This is a genomic window from Streptomyces solitudinis (genome assembly GCF_036323765.1).
Taxonomy (GTDB): Bacteria; Actinomycetota; Actinomycetes; order Streptomycetales; family Streptomycetaceae; genus Streptomyces.
Genome location: NZ_JAZDCW010000003.1, coordinates 194,077 through 215,185 on the forward strand (window position 1 = coordinate 194,077; position 21,109 = coordinate 215,185).

Below are 21,109 nucleotides of genomic sequence, written 5' to 3' on the forward strand. Positions count from 1 at the left end.
CGTCATGGCCGAAATCGTCCTCGACAACGTGTCCAAGCGCTACCCGGACGGCGCGCTCGCCGTCTCGGACGTCGACCTGACCATCCGGGACGGGGAGTTCGTCATCCTCGTGGGCCCCTCGGGCTGCGGGAAGTCCACCACGCTCAACATGGTGGCGGGCCTGGAGGACATCACCGACGGCGAACTGCGGATCGACGGCGCGCGGATGAACGAGCGCGCGCCGAAGGACCGGGACATCGCCATGGTCTTCCAGTCCTACGCGCTCTACCCGCACATGACCGTGCGGGAGAACATGGCCTTCCCGCTGCGGCTGGCGAAGGTGCCCGACGCCACGGTGCGGGAGAAGGTGGAGAACGCCGCCCGCGTCCTCGACCTCACCGAGCACCTGGACCGCAGGCCCGCCAACCTCTCCGGCGGCCAGCGGCAGCGCGTGGCGATGGGACGGGCCATCGTGCGCGACCCCAAGGCGTTCCTGATGGACGAGCCGCTGTCCAACCTCGACGCGAAGCTGCGCGGCCAGATGCGCACCGCGCTGTCCCGGCTCCAGAAGCGGCTGGGCACCACCACCGTGTACGTCACGCACGACCAGACCGAGGCCATGACGCTGGGGGACCGCATCGTCGTCCTCCAGGGCGGGCACGTCCAGCAGATCGGTTCGCCGCAGCACCTGTACGACCAGCCCGCCAACCTGTTCGTCGCGGGGTTCATCGGCTCGCCCTCGATGAACTTCCTGCCCGCGGCGGTGGCGGACGGCCACCTGGCGACGCCCCTGGGGCGGGTGCCGCTGACCGACCGGGTGCGCCGCCACCTGGAGTCGGCGGACGCGCCGCGCGAGCTGATCGCGGGTGTGCGGCCCGAGCACTTCGAGGACGCCGCCCTCGTGGAGCGGCACATCCGTGAGGAGGGCCGGACGTTCACCGGCTGCGTGGACGTCCTGGAGTCGCTCGGCTCGGAGAAGTACGCCCACTTCGAGCTGGAGGGCGAGGGCGCGGTGTCCCAGCAGCTCACCGACCTGGCCGACGTCACCGGGTCCGCCGAGGTGCCCACCGGCGGGACGGCCCAGCTCGTCACCCGGCTGTCCGCCGCGACCGAGGCCCGCGAGGGCGCCGACACCACCGTGTGGTTCGACCCCGACCGGCTGATGCTGTTCGATCCCGGCAGCGGCCGCAACCTCACCTACGAGGGCTGAGCGCCCGGCGTCCCCGGGGCACGGCCGTCTCTCACGTACCTGGCCGCACCAGCGCGGCCAGGTACGTGTCGACGGTCTGCAGCTCCCCGCCGGGCAGCTCCGCGACGCCGTCCCACCAGATCGTCCGCTCGATCTCCTCGGTGGGTTCGAAGGCGCCGGGGCGGGCGGTGGTGCCGGTGTACACGGCGCCGCGCAGCACCTGCCGCCCGGGGCCGAGCGCGGTGGTCGCGTATCCGGCGAAGGCCAGCGCGTCGGCGTCCACCCGCTGCCCCGTCTCCTCGCGCAGCTCCCGCACGGCGGCCCGCCGGGTCGTCTCCCCGGGCTCCACCTTGCCGCCCGGCAGCTCCCAGCAGCACCGCCGCCGTTCCCGCACGAGCAGCAGCGCCTCGCCGTGCCACAGGGCGACCAGCACGTACGCCGCCGTCCCGGTCCCCTCGGGGAGCGCGTCGAACGCCAGCAGGGCCATGCCCCGCGGCCCGGTCGCCAGTGCGGCAGCGCCGTCCCAGACCTCACCCATGCCCCGACCCTACGCGTGCGGCCCCGCCCGCGGCGCCCCGCGCGGCATCCGGTCCGCGCCGGTGACGCGGTGTCAGGGGCGGGCCCGGCGAGGAGGGGTGGTGCCGGAGGCGGCGGGTCGGTAGGTTCGCCGCGACCTGACCACTCACCCATCTCCGGGGAGTTCCATGCGTACAGCGCTCAGATGGGTGCTGGCCCTCGTCGTGCTCATCGGCACGGCCGGGACCGGCACCGCGTCGGCGGGGGCCGTCACCACGGCCGGGACCGGCGACATCAGGGACCGGCTGCTCGCCGTCGAGGGCATGAGCCTCATCGAGGAGAAGCCCGTCGACGGATACCGGTTCTTCGTCCTGGCCTACGAGCAGCCCGTCGACCACCGGCGGCCGTGGCGGGGCACGTTCGACCAGCGGATATCGATCCTCCACAAGTCCGAGGACCGGCCCACCGTCTTCTTCACCTCCGGCTACGGGCTCCACACCAGCCCGTCCCGCAGCGAGCCGACGCGGCTGACGGACGGCAACCAGGTCTCCATGGAGTACCGGTTCTTCACGCCGTCGCGCCCGCAGCCGGCCGACTGGTCGAAGCTGGACATCTGGCAGGCCGCCAGCGACCAGCACCGGATCTACACCGCGCTGAGGGGCGTCTACGACCGGAACTGGATCGCCACCGGCGGCAGCAAGGGCGGCATGACGGCCACCTACTACCGCCGCTTCTACCCGCACGACATGGACGGCACCGTCGCCTACGTCGCGCCGAACAACACGGACATCCGCAACGACCGCGCCTACGACCGGTTCTTCGCCACCGTCTCCACCGAGGAGTGCCGGGAGCGGCTGAACGGCGTGCAGCGCGAGGCGTTCGTGCGGCGCGACGAACTCGTCGCCCGGTACGAGACGTGGGCCGGGGAGCAGGGCTACACCTTCGACCTGTACGGCTCCGCCGACCGCGCCTTCGAGGTCGTGGCGCTCGACCTGGTGTGGGCGTTCTTCCAGTACCAGGACGAGGCCGACTGCGCCGCGGCCCCGGACCCGGACGCCACCACGGACGAGCTGTACGACTACCTCGACGCGGTCTCCGGGTTCGCCTTCTACACCGACCAGGGCATGACGCCCTACACGCCGTACTACTACCAGGCCGGTACCGAGCTGGGCTTCCCGTCGGTGCGCACCCCGCACCTCGCGGGCCTGCTGCGCTACCCCGGCATCCAGCACCCGCGCCACGCGGTGCCGGACGAGATCCCGATGCCGCGCTTCGACCGGCACGCCATGAAGGACATCGACCGGTGGGTGCGCACCCGATCCGCGCAGATGCTCTACGTCAACGGCGAGATGGACCCGTGGGGCGCCGAGCCGTTCCGGCTGGGCTCCCGCACGCACGACACGCACCTGTTCACGGCGCCCGGCGCCAACCACGGTGCGAACATCGCCCAGCTCGCGGAGGACGAGCGCGCCCTGGCCACGGACGCGGTCCTGCGCTGGGCCGGGCTGGTGCCGGACGACGGCGGCCCCGCGCCGCGCACGGCGTCCGCCGCGCACACCCCGGCTCCCGACGACGCGGAGCTGGACCGGCCGATGGTCGAGCGGCGCCCGCCCGGCCTGCCGTGACCGGCGGCCCGCCCGACGGCCCGACGTCAGCGCTGCCCGGCGGCCTGACGGCAGCGCTCTGACGGCGCGACGGCCCCGGTTCCGCCACCCGGCGGAACCGGGGCCGTCCCGTGCGCCGCCTCAGCCCCGGGCCGTGCCGGTGGGCGTGGGCCGCTTCGTCCGCCGTGGGGCGGACGTCGAGGCGCGGACCATCAGCTCCGCCTGGACGGTGGCCACCGCACCCGGCGGGGGTTCCTCCGCGCCGAGCGCCAGCCGTCCGGCCCGCGCCCCGGCCTCCTGGAGCGGCAGCCGGACCGTGGTGAGCGCGGGGGCCGCGTCCTGGCTGAAGGGCAGGTCGTCGAAGCCGGCCACGGAGACGTCCTGCGGCACCCGCAGGCCCGCGTCCCGCAGCGCGGCGCACACGCCCAGCGCCAGGGTGTCGTTGCCCGCCACCACCGCCGTCAGCCCCGGTGCGCGGCGCAGGAGTTCGCGCGCACCGTCGTAGCCAGCCGACCGGTCGTAGCCGCCGTGCACCACGGGCCCGCTCTCCTCGGGCAGCCCGGCCGCGCGCAGTGCGGCGTGGTGGCCCGCGAGCCGGTCCCGGGTGGTGGTGCGTTCGCGTGGTCCGGCCACGCAGCCGATGGCGCGGTGACCGAGCGCGAGCAGGTGCTCGGTGAGCCGCCGCGCGCCGCCCCGGTTGTCGAAGGCGAGGGTGAGGGCGCCGTCGGGCTCGCCCGCCAGGGGCGGACGCCCGCACAGCACGACCCGGGTGCCCGCGGCCGCGAGCCGCCGTACCCGGGTGGCCAGCGCCTCCTGGTGGGCGGCGTCCGCCACGGCGCCGCCGGTGAGCACGACGGCGGCGGCGCGCTGGCGCTGGAGGAGGGTGAGGTAGTTCAGCTCCCGTTCGGGGGAGCCGCCGGTGTTGCACACGACCGCGAGTTTCCCGCCGACGCCGTCCGGCGGGTCGAGCGCGCCCTGCACCGCGCCGGCGAGGACGCCGAAGAACGGGTCGGCGACGTCGTGGACCAGGACCCCGACGAGGTCGGAGCGGGCGGCGGCGAGCGCGCTGGCGGGGCCGTTGACGACGTACTCCAGTTCCTCGACGGCGCGCAGCACCCGGCTGCGGGTGGCCCCGGCGACCGGGTAGTTGCCGCTGAGCACCCGCGAGACGGTCGCCGCCGAGACCCCGGCGCGGGCCGCCACGTCCGCCAGCGTCACTGCCATGTCCCTGCCTCCGCCCCGGACGCGCTTCCCGGCGCGCGCCCCTTGTCCGTGTTGCTGTCGGCAGGCTAGCGTGCTGCCTCGTAGAAAGCGCTTACTATCCGCTTGTGCCCGACCTTCCTCTCCGCTTCCGCCGACCGTAGGGAACACCCGCATGACCCGCAGAGTCGTACGGATCGCCATGAACGGCGTCACCGGCCGCATGGGATACCGGCAGCACCTCGTCCGCTCGATCCTCGCGCTCCGGGAGGAGGGCGGGCTCGACCTCGGCGACGGCACGGTGCTGTGGCCCGAACCCGTCCTCGTCGGACGCCGCGAGCACGCCCTGCGCGCGCTGGCCGAGCGCCACGGGCTCGACCGGGACGCCGTCTCCACGGACCTGGCCGCCGTCCTCGCGGACGACAGCATCGACATCTACTTCGACGCCCAGGTCACCTCCGCCCGCGAGGCCGCGCTCCACCAGGCCATCGCGGCGGGCAAGCACATCTACACCGAGAAGCCGACCGCCACCGGCCTCGCCGGGGCGCTGGACCTGGCCGCACGGGCCCGCGCCGCCGGGGTCAAGCACGGCGTCGTCCAGGACAAGCTGTTCCTGCCGGGACTGCTCAAGCTCAAGCGGCTCCTGGACGGCGGCTTCTTCGGCCGCGTCCTGTCCGTGCGCGGCGAGTTCGGCTACTGGGTCTTCGAGGGCGACTGGCAGGACGCGCAGCGCCCGTCGTGGAACTACCGCTCCGAGGACGGCGGCGGCATCGTCACGGACATGTTCCCGCACTGGGAGTACGTGCTGCACGAGCTGTTCGGCCGGGTCCGCACCGTGCAGGCGCACGTCGCCACCCACGTGCCGCGGCGCTGGGACGAGCGGGGCGAGCCGTACGAGGCCACCGCGGACGACGCCGCCTACGGCCTCTTCGAGCTGGAGGGCGGGGTCGTCGCGCAGATCAACTCCTCCTGGGCGGTGCGGGTGCACCGCGACGAGCTGGTGGAGTTCCAGGTGGACGGCACCGAGGGGTCCGCCGTCGCGGGCCTGCGCTCCTGCCGCGTCCAGCACCGCTCGGCGACGCCGAAGCCGGTGTGGAACCCCGACCTGCCCGTCACCGAGACCTTCCGCGACCAGTGGCAGGAGGTGCCGGACAACGCGGAGTTCGGCAACGGCTTCAAGGCCCAGTGGGAGCTGTTCCTGCGCCACGTCGCCCTGGACACGCCCTACACCTGGGACCTGGCGGCCGGTGCGCGCGGCGTGCAGCTCGCGGAACTGGGCCTGCGGTCCGCCGCCGAGGGCCGCCGCCTGGACGTGCCCGAGCTGGCGGTGCCGGAGGTCCCCGCGCCGGTCGCCCCCGCGGCCCCCGCCCCGGACGGACCCTCCCGGGAGGCGCCGGCCCCGCAGGCGCTGGCCGCCGCGGCTGGGACGGAGCCGGGCCGGTGATCCGCCTGCCCGACGGGGACGGCACGCTGCGCCCCTACCACCCCCGCCCGGCCCCCGCCGCGCACGCCCCGGGGGACGCGGCGGGCACGGCGGAGCCGCTGGTCTCCCGCACCGTCCTCGCCGCCGCGCACGTCGTCGCCGACCCGCTCGCCGACACCACCCCGGACGGGCCCGCGGCCGTCGACTGGGACGCCACCCTCGCCTTCCGCCGCCACCTGTGGTCCCACGGGCTCGGCGTCGCGGAGGCCATGGACACCGCGCAGCGCGGCATGGGCCTGGACTGGCCCACCGCCGCCGAGCTGATCCGGCGCTCCGCCGCCGAGGCCCGCGCCGTGGGCGGCCACCTCGCCTGCGGCGCCGGCACCGACCAGCTCCCCGCCGCCGGGGGCACGCTGGAGCAGGTGCGGGCGGCGTACGAGGAGCAGCTCGCGCTCGTGGAGGGGGCCGGCGCGCAGGCGATCCTCATGGCCTCCCGCGCCCTGGCCGCCCGCGCCCGCGGTCCCGAGGACTACGCCGAGGTCTACGGCCACGTGCTGCGGCAGGCGGCCGAACCGGTGATCCTGCACTGGCTCGGGCCGATGTTCGACCCCGCGCTCACCGGCTACTGGGGCAGCGCGGACCTGGACGCGGCGACGGAGACGTTCCTCGCCGTCATCGCCGAGCACTCCGACAAGGTGGACGGCGTCAAGGTCTCGCTGCTGGACGCCGGACGCGAGACGGCGCTGCGCCGCCGCCTGCCGGACGGGGTGCGCTGCTACACCGGCGACGACTTCCACTACCCGGAGCTGATCGCCGGGGACGAACGCGGGTTCAGCCACGCCCTGCTCGGCGTCTTCGACCCGCTCGGGCCGCTGGCCGCCGAGGCCGTCCGCGTCCTGGACACCGGGGACACCGCCGGGTTCCGCGCGCTGCTGGACCCGAGCGTCCCGCTGGCCCGGCACCTGTTCCAGTCGCCGACGCGCTACTACAAGACGGGCGTCGTCCTGCTGGCCTGGCTGGCCGGGCACCAGGAGCACTTCACGATGGTCGGCGGCCTCCAGTCGGCCCGCTCGCTGCCGCACCTGGCACGGGCCTACGAACTGGCCGACGGGCTCGGCCTGTTCCCCGACCCGGAGCGCGCCGAGACCCGGATGCGGCGGCTCCTCGCACTGCACGGGGTGGACGCGTGAACCGGTTCTCGATCAACCAGATGACCGTCCGGCAGCTCTCCCTGCCCGAACTCGTCGCGGCCTGCGCCGCGTCGGGCGTCACCGGGGTGGGGCTGTGGCGCGAGCCCGTGCAGCGGTACGGGGTGGAGGCGGCGGCCCGGCTCGTGCGGGAGGCGGGCCTGACCGTCACCACCCTGTGCCGGGGCGGCTTCCTCACCGCCGTGGAGCCGGACGCGCGGCGCGCGGCCCTGGACGACAACCGGGCCGCCGTCGACGAGGCGGCGGCGCTCGGCACCGACACCCTGGTGCTGGTCTGCGGCGGCCTCCCGCCGGGCGCGAGCGACCTGCACGCCGCGCGCGAGCGCGTCACGGACGCGCTCGGGGAGCTGGCGCCCTACGCCGCCGGGCGGGGCGTGCGGCTGGCCGTCGAGCCGCTGCACCCCATGTACGCGGCCGACCGCTGCGTCGTCTCCACCCTGGACCAGGCGCTCTCCATCGCCGGGCACTTCCCCGCCGAGCAGGTCGGGGTCGTCGTGGACACCTACCACCTGTGGTGGGACGACCGGGTGGCCGCGGACATCGCCCGCGCGGGCGAGCAGGGCCGCATCCACTCCTTCCAGCTCGCCGACTGGGTCACCCCGCTCCCGGCCGGTGTGCTGAACGGGCGCGGCCAGCTCGGCGACGGCGCGGTGGACCTGCGCTGGTTCCGCGCCCGGGTGGACGCCGCCGGGTACACCGGGCCGATCGAGGTGGAGCTGTTCAACGAGGAGCTGTGGGGCCGCGACGGCCGCGAGGTGCTGGCCGAGACGGTCGAGCGCTACCGCGCCCACGCGACGTGAGGCGCCCGGCCCGCCCCGTGCCGCCGTCCGGTGCGCTGCCCGCCGCCTGAGCACCGGAACCCCGGCGCGGGGGGCCGCCGGGGTTCCGGGTGTCGGTGGCGGGGGTTACGGTCGGTGACATGTCGTTTCAGCCCGCCGTGCTCGAAGGGGTCCTGGAGCGCGTCACGTACGCCAACGAGGACACCGGCTACACCGTGGCCCGCGTCGCGCCGCAGCGCAGGGCGGACGCGGGCCACGGGGGCGACGGCCTGCTGACCGTCGTCGGGGCGCTGCTGGGCGCGCAGCCGGGGGAGTCGCTGCGGATGGAGGGCCGCTGGGGCTCCCACCCGCAGTACGGCCGCCAGTTCACCGTGGAGAACTACACGACCGTGCTGCCCGCCACCGTCCAGGGCATCCGGCGCTACCTCGGCTCGGGCCTGATCAAGGGCATCGGGCCGCGCATCGCCGAGCGCATCGTGGACCACTTCGGGGTGGACACCCTCGACGTCATCGAGACCGACGCCCGGCGGCTGGCCGAGGTGCCCGGGCTCGGCCCCAAGCGCACCGCGAGGATCGCCGCCGCGTGGGTGGAGCAGAAGGCGATCAAGGAGGTGATGGTCTTCCTCCAGGGCGTCGGCGTCTCCACGTCCATCGCCGTGCGGATCTACAAGAAGTACGGGGACGCGTCAGTCGGTGTCGTCCGCGAGCACCCCTACCGGCTGGCCGCCGACGTGTGGGGGATCGGTTTCCTCACCGCCGACCGCATCGCGCGGGCCGTCGGCATCCCGCACGACAGCGCGGAGCGGGTGAAGGCCGGGCTCCAGTACGCCCTGTCGCAGTCCGCCGACCAGGGCCACTGCTTCCTGCCGGAGGAGCGGCTGATCGCGGAGGCCGTCAAGCTCCTCCAGGTGAACACCGGGCTGGTCATCGAGTGCCTGGACGAGCTGGCCGGTGAGGAGGAGGGCGTCGTGCGGGAGCGGCTGCCGGACCCGCAGGACGCGTCCGGCACCCTCACCGCCGTCTACCTGCTGCCGTTCCACCGGGCCGAGACGTCGCTCGCCGCGCAGGTGCGGCGGCTGCTGTACACCGCCGAGGACCGCCTGCCCGCCTTCCGGGAGGTGGAGTGGTCCCGGGCCCTGGCCTGGCTGGCCGCGCGCACCGGCGTGGAGCTGGCGCCCGAGCAGCGGGACGCGGTGCGGCTCGCGCTCACCGAGAGGGTCGCGGTGCTGACCGGCGGTCCGGGCTGCGGCAAGTCCTTCACCGTGCGCTCGGTGGTGGAGCTGGCGCGGGCCAAGAACGCCACGGTGCTGCTGGCCGCGCCCACCGGGCGGGCCGCCAAGCGGCTCGCGGAGCTGACCGGCGCCGAGGCGTCCACCGTCCACCGGCTGCTGGAGCTGAAGCCGGGCGGGGACGCGGCCTACGACCGGGAGCGTCCGCTGGACGCGGACCTGATCGTGGTGGACGAGGCGTCCATGCTGGACCTGCTGCTGGCGAACAAGCTGCTCAAGGCGGTGCCGCCGGGCGCCCACCTGCTGCTGGTGGGGGACGTGGACCAGCTCCCGTCCGTCGGCGCCGGGGAGGTGCTGCGGGATCTGCTCGCCGAGGGCGGCCCCGTCCCCGCCGTCCGGCTCACCCGCGTCTTCCGGCAGGCGCAGCAGTCCGGCGTCGTCACCAACGCGCACCGGATCAACGCCGGGCAGCCGCCGCTCACCCGGGGCCTGGCGGACTTCTTCCTCTTCCCCGAGGAGGACACTGAGGCGGCCGGGCGGCTCGCCGTGGACGTGGCCGCGCGCCGCGTCCCGGCGAAGTTCGGCCTCGACCCGCGCCGGGACGTGCAGGTCCTCACGCCCATGCACCGGGGACCGGCCGGGGCGGGGGCGCTCAACGGCCTGCTCCAGCAGGAGGTGACCCCGGCGCGCCCGGACGTCCCCGAGAAGCGCTACGGCGGACGGGTCTTCCGGGTGGGGGACAAGGTGACGCAGATCCGCAACAACTACGACAAGGGCGCGGCGGGCGTCTTCAACGGCACCGTCGGCGTGGTGACGGCCCTGCACCCGGAGGAGCAGACGCTGACGGTGCGCACCGACGAGGACGAGGAGGTGACCTACGACTTCGACGAGCTGGACGAGCTGGCCCACGCCTACGCCGTCACCATCCACCGCTCCCAGGGCAGCGAGTACCCGGCCGTGGTGATCCCGGTCACCACGGGGGCGTGGATGATGCTCCAGCGCAACCTGCTCTACACCGCCGTCACCCGGGCGAAGCGCCTCGTCGTGCTGGTGGGCTCCCGCCGGGCGCTGGCCCAGGCGGTCCGGGCCGTTTCGGCGGGGCGGCGGCACACGATGCTCGATCATCGATTGCGCGGTCCGGCCGCCGGAGCGTAGCGTTCAGGCGGCACGGCACTGCGTGCCATCACAGAGCCCTCTGGCCGACCCCGAGTGCACCGCGCGGCATCAAGTGGGGGAAAGTGGGAGGGGTCAGGGCACCTCGATTTCAACCACTGAACCTCGAAGAAGAGGCACGACGTCGGTGAGGGATGACGTGAGCGAACACCGCGAGAACCGCGAGAACGACACCAAAGAGGTAGTGCTCCGCCACGGGGGCGAGGAGTACAGCTATCCGCTGGTGGAGGGCACGGTCGGGGACAACGGCTTCGACATCGGGAAGCTGCGGGCCCAGACCGGCCTGGTGACGCTCGACGCGGGGTACGGCAACACGGCCGGTGTGCGGTCGGCCGTCACCTTCCTCGACGGCGAGCAGGGCATCCTGCGGTACCGGGGCTACCCGATCGAGCAGCTCGCCGAGCGCGGGACGTTCCTGGAGACGGCGTACCTGCTCATCCACGGCGAGCTGCCGACGGTGGACGAGCTGGCGGCCTTCCGCGGGGAGATCACCCAGCACACGCTGCTCCACGAGGACGTCAAGCGGTTCTACGACGGCTTCCCCCGGGACGCGCACCCGATGGCGATGCTCTCCTCGGTCGTCAGCGCGCTGTCCACCTTCTACCAGGACAGCCACAACCCCTTCGACGAGCAGCAGCGCCACATCTCCACGATCCGGCTGCTCGCCAAGCTGCCGACGATCGCGGCGTACGCGTACAAGAAGGCCGTGGGTCACCCGGTCGTGTACCCGCGCAACGACCTCAGCTACGTCGAGAACTTCCTGCGCATGACGTTCTCCGTGCCCGCCGAGGAGTACGAGCTGGACCCGGTGGTCGTCAGCGCCCTGGACAAGCTCCTGATCCTGCACGCGGACCACGAGCAGAACTGCTCCACCTCCACGGTGCGGCTGGTCGGCTCCTCGCAGGCCAACATGTTCGCCTCCATCTCGGCGGGCATCAGCGCGCTGTGGGGGCCGCTGCACGGCGGGGCCAACCAGGCCGTCCTGGAGATGCTCCAGCAGATCCAGCGCTCCGGCGGGGACGTGGACACCTTCATCCGCAAGGTGAAGGACAAGGAGGACGGCGTCCGCCTCATGGGCTTCGGCCACCGCGTCTACAAGAGCTTCGACCCCCGGGCGAAGATCATCAAGGCGGCGGCCCACGACGTGCTCTCGGCGCTCGGCAAGTCCGACGAGCTGCTGGAGATCGCGCTCAAGCTGGAGGAGCACGCGCTCAGCGACGACTACTTCGTCTCGCGCAACCTCTACCCGAACGTGGACTTCTACACCGGCCTCATCTACCGCGCCATGGGCTTCCCGACGAGCATGTTCACCGTGCTGTTCGCGCTGGGCCGGCTGCCGGGCTGGATCGCCCAGTGGCACGAGATGATCAAGGAGCCGGGCTCGCGCATCGGCCGTCCGCGCCAGATCTACACCGGCATCGTCGAGCGCGACTACGTTCCGGTGGAGCAGCGCTGAACCACGCCGTCGCCCCGCGGCGGCCCCGCTTCCCCGTCCGGCCCCGGTCCCTCCCGACCGGGGCCGGACGCGTGTGCCGCGGGTGTGACGCGGCTCACGCGTGCGGCGTACAACTTCGTCCGGGCCCGGCCGGTCTCATCGGGTGGCGGCGGCACCCGGCGGAGCCGGCGCCACGCTGGACCGGCGCACCCGGCGCCTGAGCGGCCCACCGGTGTGCGCGTCCGGCACATGCGCCCGGTCGTGATCCCGTGGGGGGAATCACCGACGGGGAAGCGGGAAACGCCCCGCTCGCGAGCCCGTGGGGGGACTTGCGAGGGGGCGTTTCTCCGTGGCGCCGACCGCGGTGGGGCCGTTGTGGCGGTACCGGCCCGTGGCGGGACCTCCCGTGGTGTGCCGGCCCGTGGCGGCGCCCGGCGTCCGAGCGGCCGGGCGTCCTCAGGCCCGGCCGACCAGTTCGTACCCGGCCTCGTCCACGGCGGCCCGGACGGCCGCGTCGTCCGGCTCCCCGGCGGACGTGACGGTGACGAGCCCGCTGCTCGCGGCGGCCCGCACGGCGCTCACGCCGTCCAGGGCGGACACCTCCTGCGTGACGGCCTTCTCGCAGTGCCCGCAGGTCATGCCGCTGACCTGGTACGTCGTCGTGATCTCGGTCATCTTCGCCTCCCGGTGCGGACCCGCCGCGCCGCTGCGGACGGGCGGTTCCCGCGCGTCGCTGTTCTCAGCACGGAACCCTATACCCCCTCCCCGTATTCCGGGGCGAGGGCCCGGCGCCGGAGCCCCCGGGCGCCGGAGCCCCCCTCGGGCTCCGGACGCCCGGCGCGCGGGCGGCGCTACGTGCCGCGCCGGCCTCCGTGTCCGGGCCGGCGGGCCACCCACTCCCGGATCGTGTCGGCGTACCAGTACGGGCGTCCGCCCTCGACGACGTCGGGCGACGGCAGCAGCCCGTGCTTGCGGTAGGAACGCACGGTGTCGGTGCGCACCTTGATGTGCGCGGCGATCTCCTTGTACGACCAGAGGCTGCGATCGGCCATGGCGGGACACCTCCACAGGCGTGACGGATGACGTGGCCATCACCCTGCGCGCGCTCCGCCACGCAGTGTGACACTCCTGGCCTGCTGTCGAGCGCCCGTGACCGTCCGTCCGCGCAACGGTGACACCCGTGACGGCCCGGCGACGACCCGGCGACGGGCCCGCGTCGGTCCCGCGACCGCCCGGACGCACGCGGCCCGCGCGTCCGCGCGGGTGAGCGCGCGGTGCGGGCGGCGGTTCCGGGTAACAGGTGTGCGAGTGGCACCGGCCAGGCCGGGCGGTGCCCGCGACGAACCGAGGAGGCGGTGTGCACGAGGTGCCGGAGGACCGGAAGTACAGCGACAACCACCTGTGGGTCCAGGTGACCGGGGACGCGCGGGTGCGGGTCGGGGTGACCGGGCACCCGCGGGAGCCGGGCGGCGTCGCCGTGCGCGTGGCGCTGCCCGGGGAGGGCGACGCCTTCGAGGCGAGCGAGGTGTTCTGCACCGTGGAGGCGGCCGGTTCCGCGCCGCGCGCCCTGACGCTCCCGATGAGCGGGACCGTCGTCGCCGTCAACGACCGGCTGGCCGTCTCGCCCGCGGACGTCGACGACAGCCCGTTCGAGGACGGCTGGCTGGCCGAGATCGCCGTGGACAAGCCCGGGCAGCTCGGCGGACTGCTGTCCCCGCGCGCGTACGCGGAGCAGCTCCGCGGGGCCGGGTAGAGTGGGCTGGTCCGGCCGCCGAGGGGAGAGCGGCGGCCGGGCCCCGTGCCGTCCCCGGCCCGCCCGCTGGCACCGCGTGCCACCACGGACCGGGCGGCGGTGGCGCGGCGCCGGGCCGGTCAGGCTTCCGTCAGGAGGCCGTGCTCCCGGACGGCGGCCAGGGAGAGCGTCCGGTAGCCGGTCCGCTCGAAGACGACGGTCACCCGGTCGTCCTCCGCGCGGACGACGACGCCGGGCCCCCATTCGGCGTGCCGGACGTGGCTGCCGGGCCGCCAGGGCGCGTCGGCGGCGCTGAGCGGGGCGTGCTCGGCGGCGGAGCCGGAGGCGCAGGAGTCGCAGTTGCCGCAGTCGTGGTCGAGCTGCTCGCCGAAGTAGCCGAGCAGGTACCGGCGGCGGCAGGAGAGCGTCTCGGCGTAGCCGCGCAGCATTTCGAGGCGGGAGCGGTCCACCTGGCGCTGCCGTTCGGCCATCTCCGCCACGCGGTCCACCGCCTCGTCCGGCGCCGGGCCGTCCTCGGCGTACTCCGCCCGGCCGTCCCGCATCCGCACGGCGCCGCCCTCCGCCAGGAGGCCCACCAGGGCGGTGGTCTTGCGGCGCGACTGCCCGGTCTCCTCGCCCAGCCGGGCCACCGACAGCGGCTCCTCCTGGTCCCGCACGGTCTTCGCGACGTCGGCCAGCCCCTCGCCGTCGAGGTGCCGGGCGGTGAGGAAGCGCTGGAGCCCGAGGTCCTGCGGCCGGTAGAACAGGACGGCCCGGGCGGGCCGCCCGTCGCGGCCCGCCCGGCCGATCTCCTGGTAGTAGGAGTCCAGCGAGTCCGGCACGGCCGCGTGCGCGACGAAGCGGACGTCGGCCTTGTCGATGCCCATGCCGAACGCGGAGGTGGCCACCACCACGTCCGCCTCCCCGTCCATGAACGCCTGCTGCGCGCTCTCCCGCTCCGCGCCCTTCAGGCCCGCGTGGTACGCCCGCACGGACACGCCCCGCGCGGCGAGGGCCTCGGCGTACCGCTCGGTGTCCTTGCGGGTGGCGGCGTACACCAGGCCGGGCGGCCCGGCACCGGCCGCCCAGTCCACGACGGCCTCCCGCCTGCGGTCGTCGTCGGACTCCGGGCGCACCGTGAGCGTGATGCCGGGCCGGTCGAAGGAGGCGACGACGCGGCGCGGATCGCGCAGCCGCAGGTGGCGGACGACGTCGTCGCGCACCACGGGGCTCGCGGTCGCGGTGAGCGCCAGCACGGCCGGACGGCCCAGGCGCTCCACGGCGTCGGCCAGCCGCAGGTAGTCCGGGCGGAAGTCGTGCCCCCACAGGGAGACGCAGTGCGCCTCGTCCACCACGAACAGGGCGGGCCGCAGGCGCCGCAGCGCGGCCACGACGTCGTCCTTCGCGAGCTGCTCGGGCGCCAGGAACAGGTACTCCGCGTCTCCGCCGCGCAGGGTGCGCCAGGCGCGGCGCGCCTCCTTCCCGGACTGGGCCGAGTTGACGGCCACGGCTTCGGGCGCGTCGCTCTCCCGCAACCCCTCCACCTGGTCGTTCTGGAGGGCGATGAGCGGCGAGACGATGACGGTGGGGCCGTCCATGAGCAGGGCGGGCACCTGGTAGATGGCGGACTTGCCGCCGCCCGAGGGAAGCACGGCGAGGACGTCGCGGCCGTCGAGCAGCCCCCGCATCGCGTCGAGCTGCTCGGGGCGCAGCTCCGGCCAGCCGAACGTCTCCCGCGCGGCATCGCGCAGCGCGGCGTCGTCGCGGTGGGTGGTGCGGTGGCGTGCCATGGACGGGCCTTTCAGGGGCGGGGGTTGGTGCGCTGCCAGCGGGGCCGGGCGCCGCCGCCCCGGCGGCCGGCCACCGACGCGCACTTCGGGCACAGCCGCCGCACCCGGTCGGCGGCGCCGCCCGACTCCGGCAGGGCGTCGGCCCACGGGACGTGCGGGAAGCGCCACAGCTCGGAGCGGCTGAGGGAGAGGCCGCACACGGTCTGGTTCATGCCCTGCTCCCAGGCGTGGACCTCGCCCGCGGGCAGCCGGACGTTGTCCTCCTCGTCCTTCCACTGGCCGGAGGCGGCCACGCTGTATCGCTTCGGTGCCGGCATGCCGCACCGCGTTCCCCGTGCGCGCTGTTTCACGCGGGCGGGCCGCAGGCGGGCCGCGCGCCGCCGGGCGCCCTATCCTCGTGATCATGTCCGGGACGACAGCGAGGTGGGCCGCGGCCCTGGCGGAGACGGCCCGCTCCGGCCTGCGCGTCGAACGCGCCTCCCTGACGCCGCTGCTGGCCGTGCGCGGCGCGTGCGGCGTCGCGCTGGTCATCGGGCTCACCCTGTGGCTCGGCTCGGCTACGCTCGCCGTCTCCTCGGCCTTCGGCGCCTTCGCCTCCGGCATCGCCACCTTCCAGCGGAGCTGGCGTCCCCGGCCCGAGCTGGCGCTGGCCGCGGCGGCCGGGCTGTCGGTCAGCGCGTTCCTCGGCTACGTGCTGGCCGGGCACCCGGCGGCGTTCACGGTGATGCTGGCGCTGTGGGCGTTCGGCGCGGGCATGGCGTGGGTGGCCGGGCCCACCCCCGGGGTGGTGGCCGCGTTCACGGTGGCGATGATGCTGGTCGTCGTCACCCTGCCCTCGTCCGTGCCGGAGGCGGCCCAGCACGCGGGCATCATCGCGCTGGGCGGCCTGGCGCAGGCGGGACTCATCGTGGTGTTCCCCGTCCGCCGCTGGGGCGCCCGGCGGGAGGCACTGGCCGACGCGCTGGCCGGTGTCGCGGACTACGCCCGTCGGCTGCGCGAGGAGCCCACCGCGCCCTTCGACCCGCAGCCGCTGGTGGAGGCCCGCGAGGCCGCGGCCGTCACCCCGCGCCAGGCCCGGCGCCGGCCCCGGCAGCTGCACGGCTACCGGCTGCTGGCCGAGCGGTTCCGCCCGGTGCTGGCCTCGCTCGCCGACCCCGTCCTCGGCGGCGCCGCCCGCGAGGGTCCGGAACGCGACCGGGTGCGCGCGCTGCTGGCGGCCGCCGCGACCGTGCTGGACGGCACCGCGCGGGCGATCCGGCGCGGGGAGCACGTGCGCGTCCCCCGCGAGGCGCTGGACGTCCTCCAGGTGCCCGAGGACGGGCCCGCGCTGCCGCCCGGACCGGCCCGCAAGGCGGCGCTGCGGCTCATCGCCCTCAGCGGGGAGGCCGTGGAGGCCGCGCAGGAACCGGTGGAGGTCACGGCGGTGGGGCACCGCCCCTACCTGCGCCGGGCGACGGGCCCCGGCCAGCTGGCGGTGGTGCTGCGGGCCGTGCGCCGCGAGCTGCGTCCGGCCTCCCCGGTGTTCCGGCACGCGCTGCGGCTGGCCGCCGTCGTCGCCACCGGGTACCTGCTGGGCGGGGCGCTGCCCACCGGGCACGGCTACTGGATCGGGCTCACCGCGGTCATGGTGCTGCGCCCGGACTTCTCCGGCACCGTCTCGCGCGGCGCCGCCCGGCTGGCCGGGACCGTCGCCGGGGTCGTCGTCGGGGGTGCGGTGATCGCCCTGCTCGGTCCCGGCCCCGGCGTCGCGGCGGGCCTCGCGGTGGTGAGCGTGTTCCTGCTGTACCTGCTGATGCGCACCGGGTTCATGGTGATCTCGGCCTGCGCCGGGGCGTACGTGGTGTTCCTGCTCGGCATCGTCGGCACCAACTGGTCGCAGACCGTGCCGGAGCGGATGCTGCTCACCCTCGTCGGCGGCGTGCTCGCCCTCGTCTCCTACGGCCTCTACCCGGCCTGGGAGACGCCCCGGCTGCGTGAGCGCCTCGCCGACTGGCTGACCGCGAGCTGCGGGTACGCCGTCGCCGTCCTGGACGCGTACGGCACGCCGGGCGAGCGGCACACCCGCGTCGTGCGGGAGGCGCTCCTGGACAACCGGGCGGCGCTGCTGGAGTGGGAGCAGGCCACGGCACGGGCGGGCGCGGAACCCGTGCGGCACCGGGGGCTGCCGCGCCGCCGGGCGGCCGAGGCGCAGGCCGCGCTGACGACGGTCGGCCGTTCCGGGCTGCTGCTGGAGGCCCACCTGCCCGAGCCGGGCACGCCGGGCGACCCCGGGGCGGCGGCGTTCGCCGGGGCGCTGCGGGACGCCGTGGCGCGTGCCGCCCCGGCCGTGCGCGCGGGGGCGGCTCCCGACTGGGCGCCGGTGCACCGGGCGCTGGCCCGCTGGCGGCGGGACGCCCGCCATCCCGACGGCATCGCCCTGCGCGCGGCGGAGCTGGTGACCGACGCCCTGGACGAGCTGGCGAAGGCCCTCACCCCGCGCTGACGGCCCGCCTCCCCGGCCGCGCACGGCCGTCCGGGGGCCGTGCCCGTGCGGCGGATCATGCCCGTGCGGTGGCCGTCACGCCTGCCCGGTCACCGGTGGCCGTCACGCCTGCCCGGCTTCCGGAGGCAGCCAGGTCCGCGCGGACCAGGCGTTGCGGAACGTGCCCGCCGGGTCGAGGCGGGCGGCCAGGGCGCGGAAGTCGCCGAGCCGGGGGTGGAGCCGTTCCAGCTCCGCCGCCGGGGTGGTGAACAGCTTGCCCCAGTGCGGCCGGGCGCCGAACGGCGCGAGCGCCGCCTCGACGGTCGGCAGGACGGGCAGGACGCGGCGGGCGTCGGCTGTCCAGGTGAAGTGGAAGGCGACCGCGTCGCGGCGGTAGGCGGGACTGAGCCACTGCTCGTCGGCCGCGACGGTGCGGATCTCGCAGATCTGGAGCACCGGAGCGATGTGCCGCTTGACGGCGTCGAGCGCGTCGAAGGCGGCGACCGCGTCACCGGAGGCGACGAAGTACTCGCTCTGCAGCTCGTCGCCGCTGCTGGGGGTGAACTCCGCCCGGAAGTGCGGCAGGAGGGTGTGCCAGGGGCCGGGTGTGCCGCTCTGGTCGGTGCACGGGCCGGGGGCCATTCCCGGGACCGGGTGGCGGGGGCCGTCGGCGAGGGTGGCGCCGAGCCAGCGCCGGGGCGGGGGCGGGGCGCCGTCGTCGGCGCGCTCCTTGCACCACACCTGGCGGATGTGCTCGCCCCGCCAGTCGGTGAAGAGGCTGACGCTGTGGGCGGCGCCCGTCACGTCCGTGAAGTGCTCGCGCAGCGTCCGGTGCGGCAGGCCCTCGTAGACGTACTGCCGCAGCCGGTAGGCGGGCCGCAGGTCCAGCGTCATGCGGGTGACGACGCCGAGCGCTCCCAGGGAGACGACGGCGCCGTCGAAGCCGTCGTCGCCCCGGCGCAGCGTGACCAGGCTGCCGTCGGCGGTGACCAGCTCCAGTTCCCGCACGGCCGCCGACAGGGCCGGGTTGGCGGTGCCGGAGCCGTGGGTGGCCGTCGCGCACGCGCCCGCGAGGGAGATGTGGGGCAGTGAGGCGAGGTTGTGCAGGGCGAACCCGGCCCGGTCCAGGCGGCCGGTGAACTGGGCGAAGCGCAGGCCGGCGCCGAGGGTGGCCGTTCCCGCGGCGGAGTCGATGTCGCACAGGGGCGGCAGGCCGGAGACGGACACCTGGGTGCCGTAGGTGTCGGCCGCGGTGTTGAAGGAGTGCCCGCTGCCCAGGGCCCGGACGGATCCGCTGGCGGCGACGACGTCCTGGAGCTGGGCGACCGAGGCGGGACGGGCGGTGCGCTCGCGGCGGAAGGTGACGTTCCGCGCCCAGTTGCGGGCGGGCAGGACGTCCCGGGCGTGCGGGAGCGCCGGGTCGCCGGCGGGTGCTTGCGTGGGCTTCATGCGCGGTGCCTTCTGGTGCGGTGTCGTGCCGGTGTGCGGGGTCTTCGGGGGTGGCGCGGGGGTGGGCCCCCGCCCTGGGCGGGCGGGGGCGCCCCGTGGTGCGGTCAGGACGTGGTGCACGTGCCGATGGAGGGGGGTGAGGTGTTGCCGTTCGTCATCACCGTGAAGCCGAAGGTCGTCGAGGCTCCGGCCGCCAGTTGACCACCTCGCATGGTCATGACGTTACCGCTGCCGTCCCAGCTGGGGGTGCCGTTCCAGGTGGCGGAGATCTTCTGCGGCGAGGTCACGGTGACCGTGGTCCGCCAGCCGCTGATGGCGGAGCTGCCCGCCCGCACGGTGACCCGGCCGTTGAAGCGGTCGCCCCACTCCTCGGCCTTGCTGTAGGAGACGGTGCAGGCGCCGCCCCCGCCACCTCCGCCGTCGTCGCCGCCGGAGCCACCGAGCGCGGAGAGCACGGAGTGGTAGGCGGGCTTCTTGTTGTAGTTGCCGTCGAACAGCAGCGGGGTGCCGCCGCTGCGCCACGAGTACTTGTCCGTCACGCCCCAGACGGTGATGCCCGTGCAGCGGGAGACTGCCAGGCACGCCTTGACCACGTTGGCGTAGCTGGTGGCCTGGGAGCTGCCGGAGCCCTCGATGTCCAGCTCGGTGATCTGGACCTCGACGCCGAGGTCGGCGAAGCGCTGGAGGTTCGCCTGGTAGTCGCCCGGCACCGGGGAGGCGCTGTTGAAGTGCGACTGGAAGCCCACGCAGTCGATCGGGACGCCGCGCGCCTTGAAGTCGCGCACCATGGCGTAGACGGCGTTGCTTTTCGCGTTGATGCCGTCGGTGTTGTAGTCGTTGTAGCAGAGCTTCGTGTTCGGGTCCGCCTCCCGCGCCATGCGGAAGGCTTCCTCGATGTACCCGTTGCCGAGCTTGCTCTGGAAGGGCGAGTTGCGGCGGGCGCCGCTGCTGCCGTCCTGGAACGCCTCGTTGACCACGTCCCAGGCGGCGATCTTGCCCCGGTAGTGCCCCATCACCCGGTTGATGTGGTTCCGCATCTCCGAACGCAGCTCGCCGGCCCCGAGGTTGCCGACCCAGCCGGGGAGCTGGGAGTGCCACACCAGGGTGTGCCCGCGGACCTGCATGCCCTGGTTGCGGGCGTGGTTCACGACCCGGTCGCCCGCGGCGAAGTTGAACGAGCCGCGGGAGCCCTGGATGGCGTCCCACTTCATCTCGTTCTCGGCGGTGGCGGAGTTGAACTCGTTGTTCAGCGTGGAGACGTAGTCGCCCTCGCTGAGGCGGTTCGCGGCGACGGCGGTGCCGAAGTAGCGGCCCTTGGCCGCCGCCGCCTCGTCGAGGCTGCTGGCGGCGCTGGCCGGGCTGGACAGGCCGGTCACGCCGGTCAGGGCGAGCACGGCCGACGCGCCCAGGACGAGGGCGCGTCGCGTGCGGGACCTCGGGGCCGGACCGGCGGTCCCGGGCGCGCGGAGTACAGGGGTTCTCTTCACCATTCATCCTTTTCTGGCAGCCGTCTGGCGTGACGGCGATCGACGGATGTACGGACACCGTGCGGCGTCCACAGCGGCTCACAGGTGCTGAGAATCCCGAAAGTTTCGAAACTCTTTCGAAGATTCGGGGAGACCATACGGCGGCACTTGTCGGGGGTCAATCAACGTGCACGCCCCAATTTCCGGGCCCGAACCCCGACTGCGCGGAGTGGCTGTTGAGGGCGGGTGCGCCAGCTGGCGAGGAGAGCTGTGCGCGGAGCCGAAATACTGCCAGGACGGTTCCGAAACTTTCGAGGAGCGGGCCCGTGGCACCCCGGGAGCGACGCCCGGGCAGCTGCGGGTGGCGGGGGGTGCCGTGCCCGCCGTGCACGTCGCGGCATTCCCGTTCCTGCGGACGGGGCGGACGTGGACCATGTGCGGCCGCTCGCGCTCGGTGGTGAGGACGCGGACGGGGA

The 21,109-nt window shown here is 74.8% G+C and carries 16 protein-coding genes and 1 pseudogene; 9 read left to right on the forward strand and 8 right to left on the reverse strand.

Annotated features, from left to right (window positions below; genetic code table 11):
* Positions 1-4: 4 nt before the first annotated feature.
* Positions 5-1,189 (forward strand): ABC transporter ATP-binding protein, encoded by a 1,185-nt coding sequence (locus tag V1J52_RS08430; RefSeq protein WP_330139020.1) that lies wholly within the window; start codon positions 5-7, stop codon positions 1,187-1,189.
* Between the two features lie 31 nt (positions 1,190-1,220).
* On the opposite strand, the gene V1J52_RS08435 is transcribed toward V1J52_RS08430, so the two are convergent.
* The gene (locus tag V1J52_RS08435) at positions 1,221-1,706 is read right to left on the reverse strand and encodes an NUDIX domain-containing protein (protein ID WP_330139021.1); all 486 of its coding nucleotides are present in this window, start codon (positions 1,704-1,706) and stop codon (positions 1,221-1,223) included.
* A 166-nt stretch (positions 1,707-1,872) separates the two neighbouring features.
* On the opposite strand from V1J52_RS08435, the gene V1J52_RS08440 reads away from it, so the two are divergent.
* On the forward strand, positions 1,873-3,309 hold the full coding sequence (locus V1J52_RS08440; protein ID WP_330139022.1) for a S28 family serine protease: 1,437 nt from the start codon (positions 1,873-1,875) through the stop codon (positions 3,307-3,309).
* 120 nt (positions 3,310-3,429) lie between these two features.
* Here the strand turns inward: V1J52_RS08440 and V1J52_RS08445 are convergent, their stop codons facing one another.
* On the reverse strand, positions 3,430-4,512 hold the full coding sequence (locus V1J52_RS08445; RefSeq protein WP_330139023.1) for a LacI family DNA-binding transcriptional regulator: 1,083 nt from the start codon (positions 4,510-4,512) through the stop codon (positions 3,430-3,432).
* Positions 4,513-4,663: 151 nt separating this feature from the next.
* Here V1J52_RS08445 and V1J52_RS08450 point away from each other — a divergent pair.
* The 5 genes and pseudogenes from V1J52_RS08450 to V1J52_RS08470 form a co-directional block, all read left to right on the forward strand.
* Positions 4,664-5,818, forward strand: a pseudogene (locus V1J52_RS08450) (Gfo/Idh/MocA family protein); the annotation flags it as partial.
* Positions 5,819-5,928: 110 nt separating this feature from the next.
* Positions 5,929-7,101 carry a dihydrodipicolinate synthase family protein gene (locus V1J52_RS08455; protein ID WP_330139024.1) on the forward strand — a complete coding sequence of 391 codons (1,173 nt, stop codon included), beginning with the start codon at positions 5,929-5,931 and terminating at the stop codon, positions 7,099-7,101.
* A gap of 20 nt (positions 7,102-7,121) precedes the next feature.
* On the forward strand, positions 7,122-7,919 hold the full coding sequence (locus V1J52_RS08460; RefSeq protein ID WP_330139544.1) for a sugar phosphate isomerase/epimerase family protein: 798 nt from the start codon (positions 7,122-7,124) through the stop codon (positions 7,917-7,919).
* A gap of 119 nt (positions 7,920-8,038) precedes the next feature.
* Entirely contained in the window at positions 8,039-10,282 is a 2,244-nt protein-coding gene (gene recD2 / locus V1J52_RS08465; RefSeq protein WP_330139025.1) for an SF1B family DNA helicase RecD2, read from the forward strand.
* Between the two features lie 145 nt (positions 10,283-10,427).
* Positions 10,428-11,756, forward strand: a complete 1,329-nt coding sequence (locus tag V1J52_RS08470; protein WP_443075755.1) for a citrate synthase — start codon at positions 10,428-10,430, stop codon at positions 11,754-11,756.
* 435 nt (positions 11,757-12,191) lie between these two features.
* Here V1J52_RS08470 and V1J52_RS08475 read toward each other — a convergent pair whose 3' ends face one another.
* Positions 12,192-12,410 carry a heavy-metal-associated domain-containing protein gene (locus V1J52_RS08475; protein WP_330139027.1) on the reverse strand — a complete coding sequence of 73 codons (219 nt, stop codon included), beginning with the start codon at positions 12,408-12,410 and terminating at the stop codon, positions 12,192-12,194.
* A 176-nt stretch (positions 12,411-12,586) separates the two neighbouring features.
* The gene (locus V1J52_RS08480; RefSeq protein ID WP_330139028.1) at positions 12,587-12,787 is read right to left on the reverse strand and encodes a helix-turn-helix transcriptional regulator; all 201 of its coding nucleotides are present in this window, start codon (positions 12,785-12,787) and stop codon (positions 12,587-12,589) included.
* A 305-nt stretch (positions 12,788-13,092) separates the two neighbouring features.
* Here V1J52_RS08480 and V1J52_RS08485 point away from each other — a divergent pair, with 305 nt between their 5' ends.
* A complete protein-coding gene (locus V1J52_RS08485) occupies positions 13,093-13,488 on the forward strand; it encodes a glycine cleavage system protein H (RefSeq protein WP_330139029.1) in 396 nt (131 codons plus the stop codon).
* Positions 13,489-13,607: 119 nt separating this feature from the next.
* Here V1J52_RS08485 and V1J52_RS08490 read toward each other — a convergent pair whose 3' ends face one another.
* Positions 13,608-15,257 (reverse strand): RecQ family ATP-dependent DNA helicase, encoded by a 1,650-nt coding sequence (locus V1J52_RS08490; RefSeq protein ID WP_330139030.1) that lies wholly within the window; start codon positions 15,255-15,257, stop codon positions 13,608-13,610.
* Positions 15,258-15,268: 11 nt separating this feature from the next.
* The gene (locus V1J52_RS08495) at positions 15,269-15,574 is read right to left on the reverse strand and encodes a hypothetical protein (RefSeq protein WP_330139031.1); all 306 of its coding nucleotides are present in this window, start codon (positions 15,572-15,574) and stop codon (positions 15,269-15,271) included.
* An 86-nt stretch (positions 15,575-15,660) separates the two neighbouring features.
* Here V1J52_RS08495 and V1J52_RS08500 point away from each other — a divergent pair, with 86 nt between their 5' ends.
* The gene (locus V1J52_RS08500; RefSeq protein WP_330139032.1) at positions 15,661-17,739 is read left to right on the forward strand and encodes an FUSC family protein; all 2,079 of its coding nucleotides are present in this window, start codon (positions 15,661-15,663) and stop codon (positions 17,737-17,739) included.
* Between the two features lie 102 nt (positions 17,740-17,841).
* Here V1J52_RS08500 and V1J52_RS08505 read toward each other — a convergent pair whose 3' ends face one another.
* Complete coding sequence (locus tag V1J52_RS08505) at positions 17,842-19,167, reverse strand: FAD-binding protein (RefSeq protein WP_330139033.1); 1,326 nt, start codon at positions 19,165-19,167, stop codon at positions 17,842-17,844.
* Between the two features lie 104 nt (positions 19,168-19,271).
* Positions 19,272-20,657, reverse strand: a complete 1,386-nt coding sequence (locus V1J52_RS08510) for a glycoside hydrolase family 10 protein (protein WP_330139034.1) — start codon at positions 20,655-20,657, stop codon at positions 19,272-19,274.
* Positions 20,658-21,109: the final 452 nt, after the last annotated feature.

Coding starts and splice junctions, on each gene's coding strand:
- V1J52_RS08475 (WP_330139027.1), bottom strand. CDS start 12,410: ATGACCGAGATCACGACGACGTACCAGGTCAGCGGCATGACCTGCGGG.
- V1J52_RS08510 (WP_330139034.1), bottom strand. CDS start 20,657: ATGGTGAAGAGAACCCCTGTACTCCGCGCGCCCGGGACCGCCGGTCCG.
- V1J52_RS08460 (WP_330139544.1), top strand. CDS start 7,122: ATGACCGTCCGGCAGCTCTCCCTGCCCGAACTCGTCGCGGCCTGCGCC.
- V1J52_RS08435 (WP_330139021.1), bottom strand. CDS start 1,706: ATGGGTGAGGTCTGGGACGGCGCTGCCGCACTGGCGACCGGGCCGCGG.
- V1J52_RS08430 (WP_330139020.1), top strand. CDS start 5: ATGGCCGAAATCGTCCTCGACAACGTGTCCAAGCGCTACCCGGACGGC.
- V1J52_RS08440 (WP_330139022.1), top strand. CDS start 1,873: ATGCGTACAGCGCTCAGATGGGTGCTGGCCCTCGTCGTGCTCATCGGC.
- V1J52_RS08490 (WP_330139030.1), bottom strand. CDS start 15,257: ATGGCACGCCACCGCACCACCCACCGCGACGACGCCGCGCTGCGCGAT.
- V1J52_RS08500 (WP_330139032.1), top strand. CDS start 15,661: ATGTCCGGGACGACAGCGAGGTGGGCCGCGGCCCTGGCGGAGACGGCC.
- V1J52_RS08505 (WP_330139033.1), bottom strand. CDS start 19,167: ATGAAGCCCACGCAAGCACCCGCCGGCGACCCGGCGCTCCCGCACGCC.
- V1J52_RS08445 (WP_330139023.1), bottom strand. CDS start 4,512: ATGGCAGTGACGCTGGCGGACGTGGCGGCCCGCGCCGGGGTCTCGGCG.
- V1J52_RS08495 (WP_330139031.1), bottom strand. CDS start 15,574: ATGCCGGCACCGAAGCGATACAGCGTGGCCGCCTCCGGCCAGTGGAAG.
- recD2 (WP_330139025.1), top strand. CDS start 8,039: ATGTCGTTTCAGCCCGCCGTGCTCGAAGGGGTCCTGGAGCGCGTCACG.
- V1J52_RS08480 (WP_330139028.1), bottom strand. CDS start 12,787: ATGGCCGATCGCAGCCTCTGGTCGTACAAGGAGATCGCCGCGCACATC.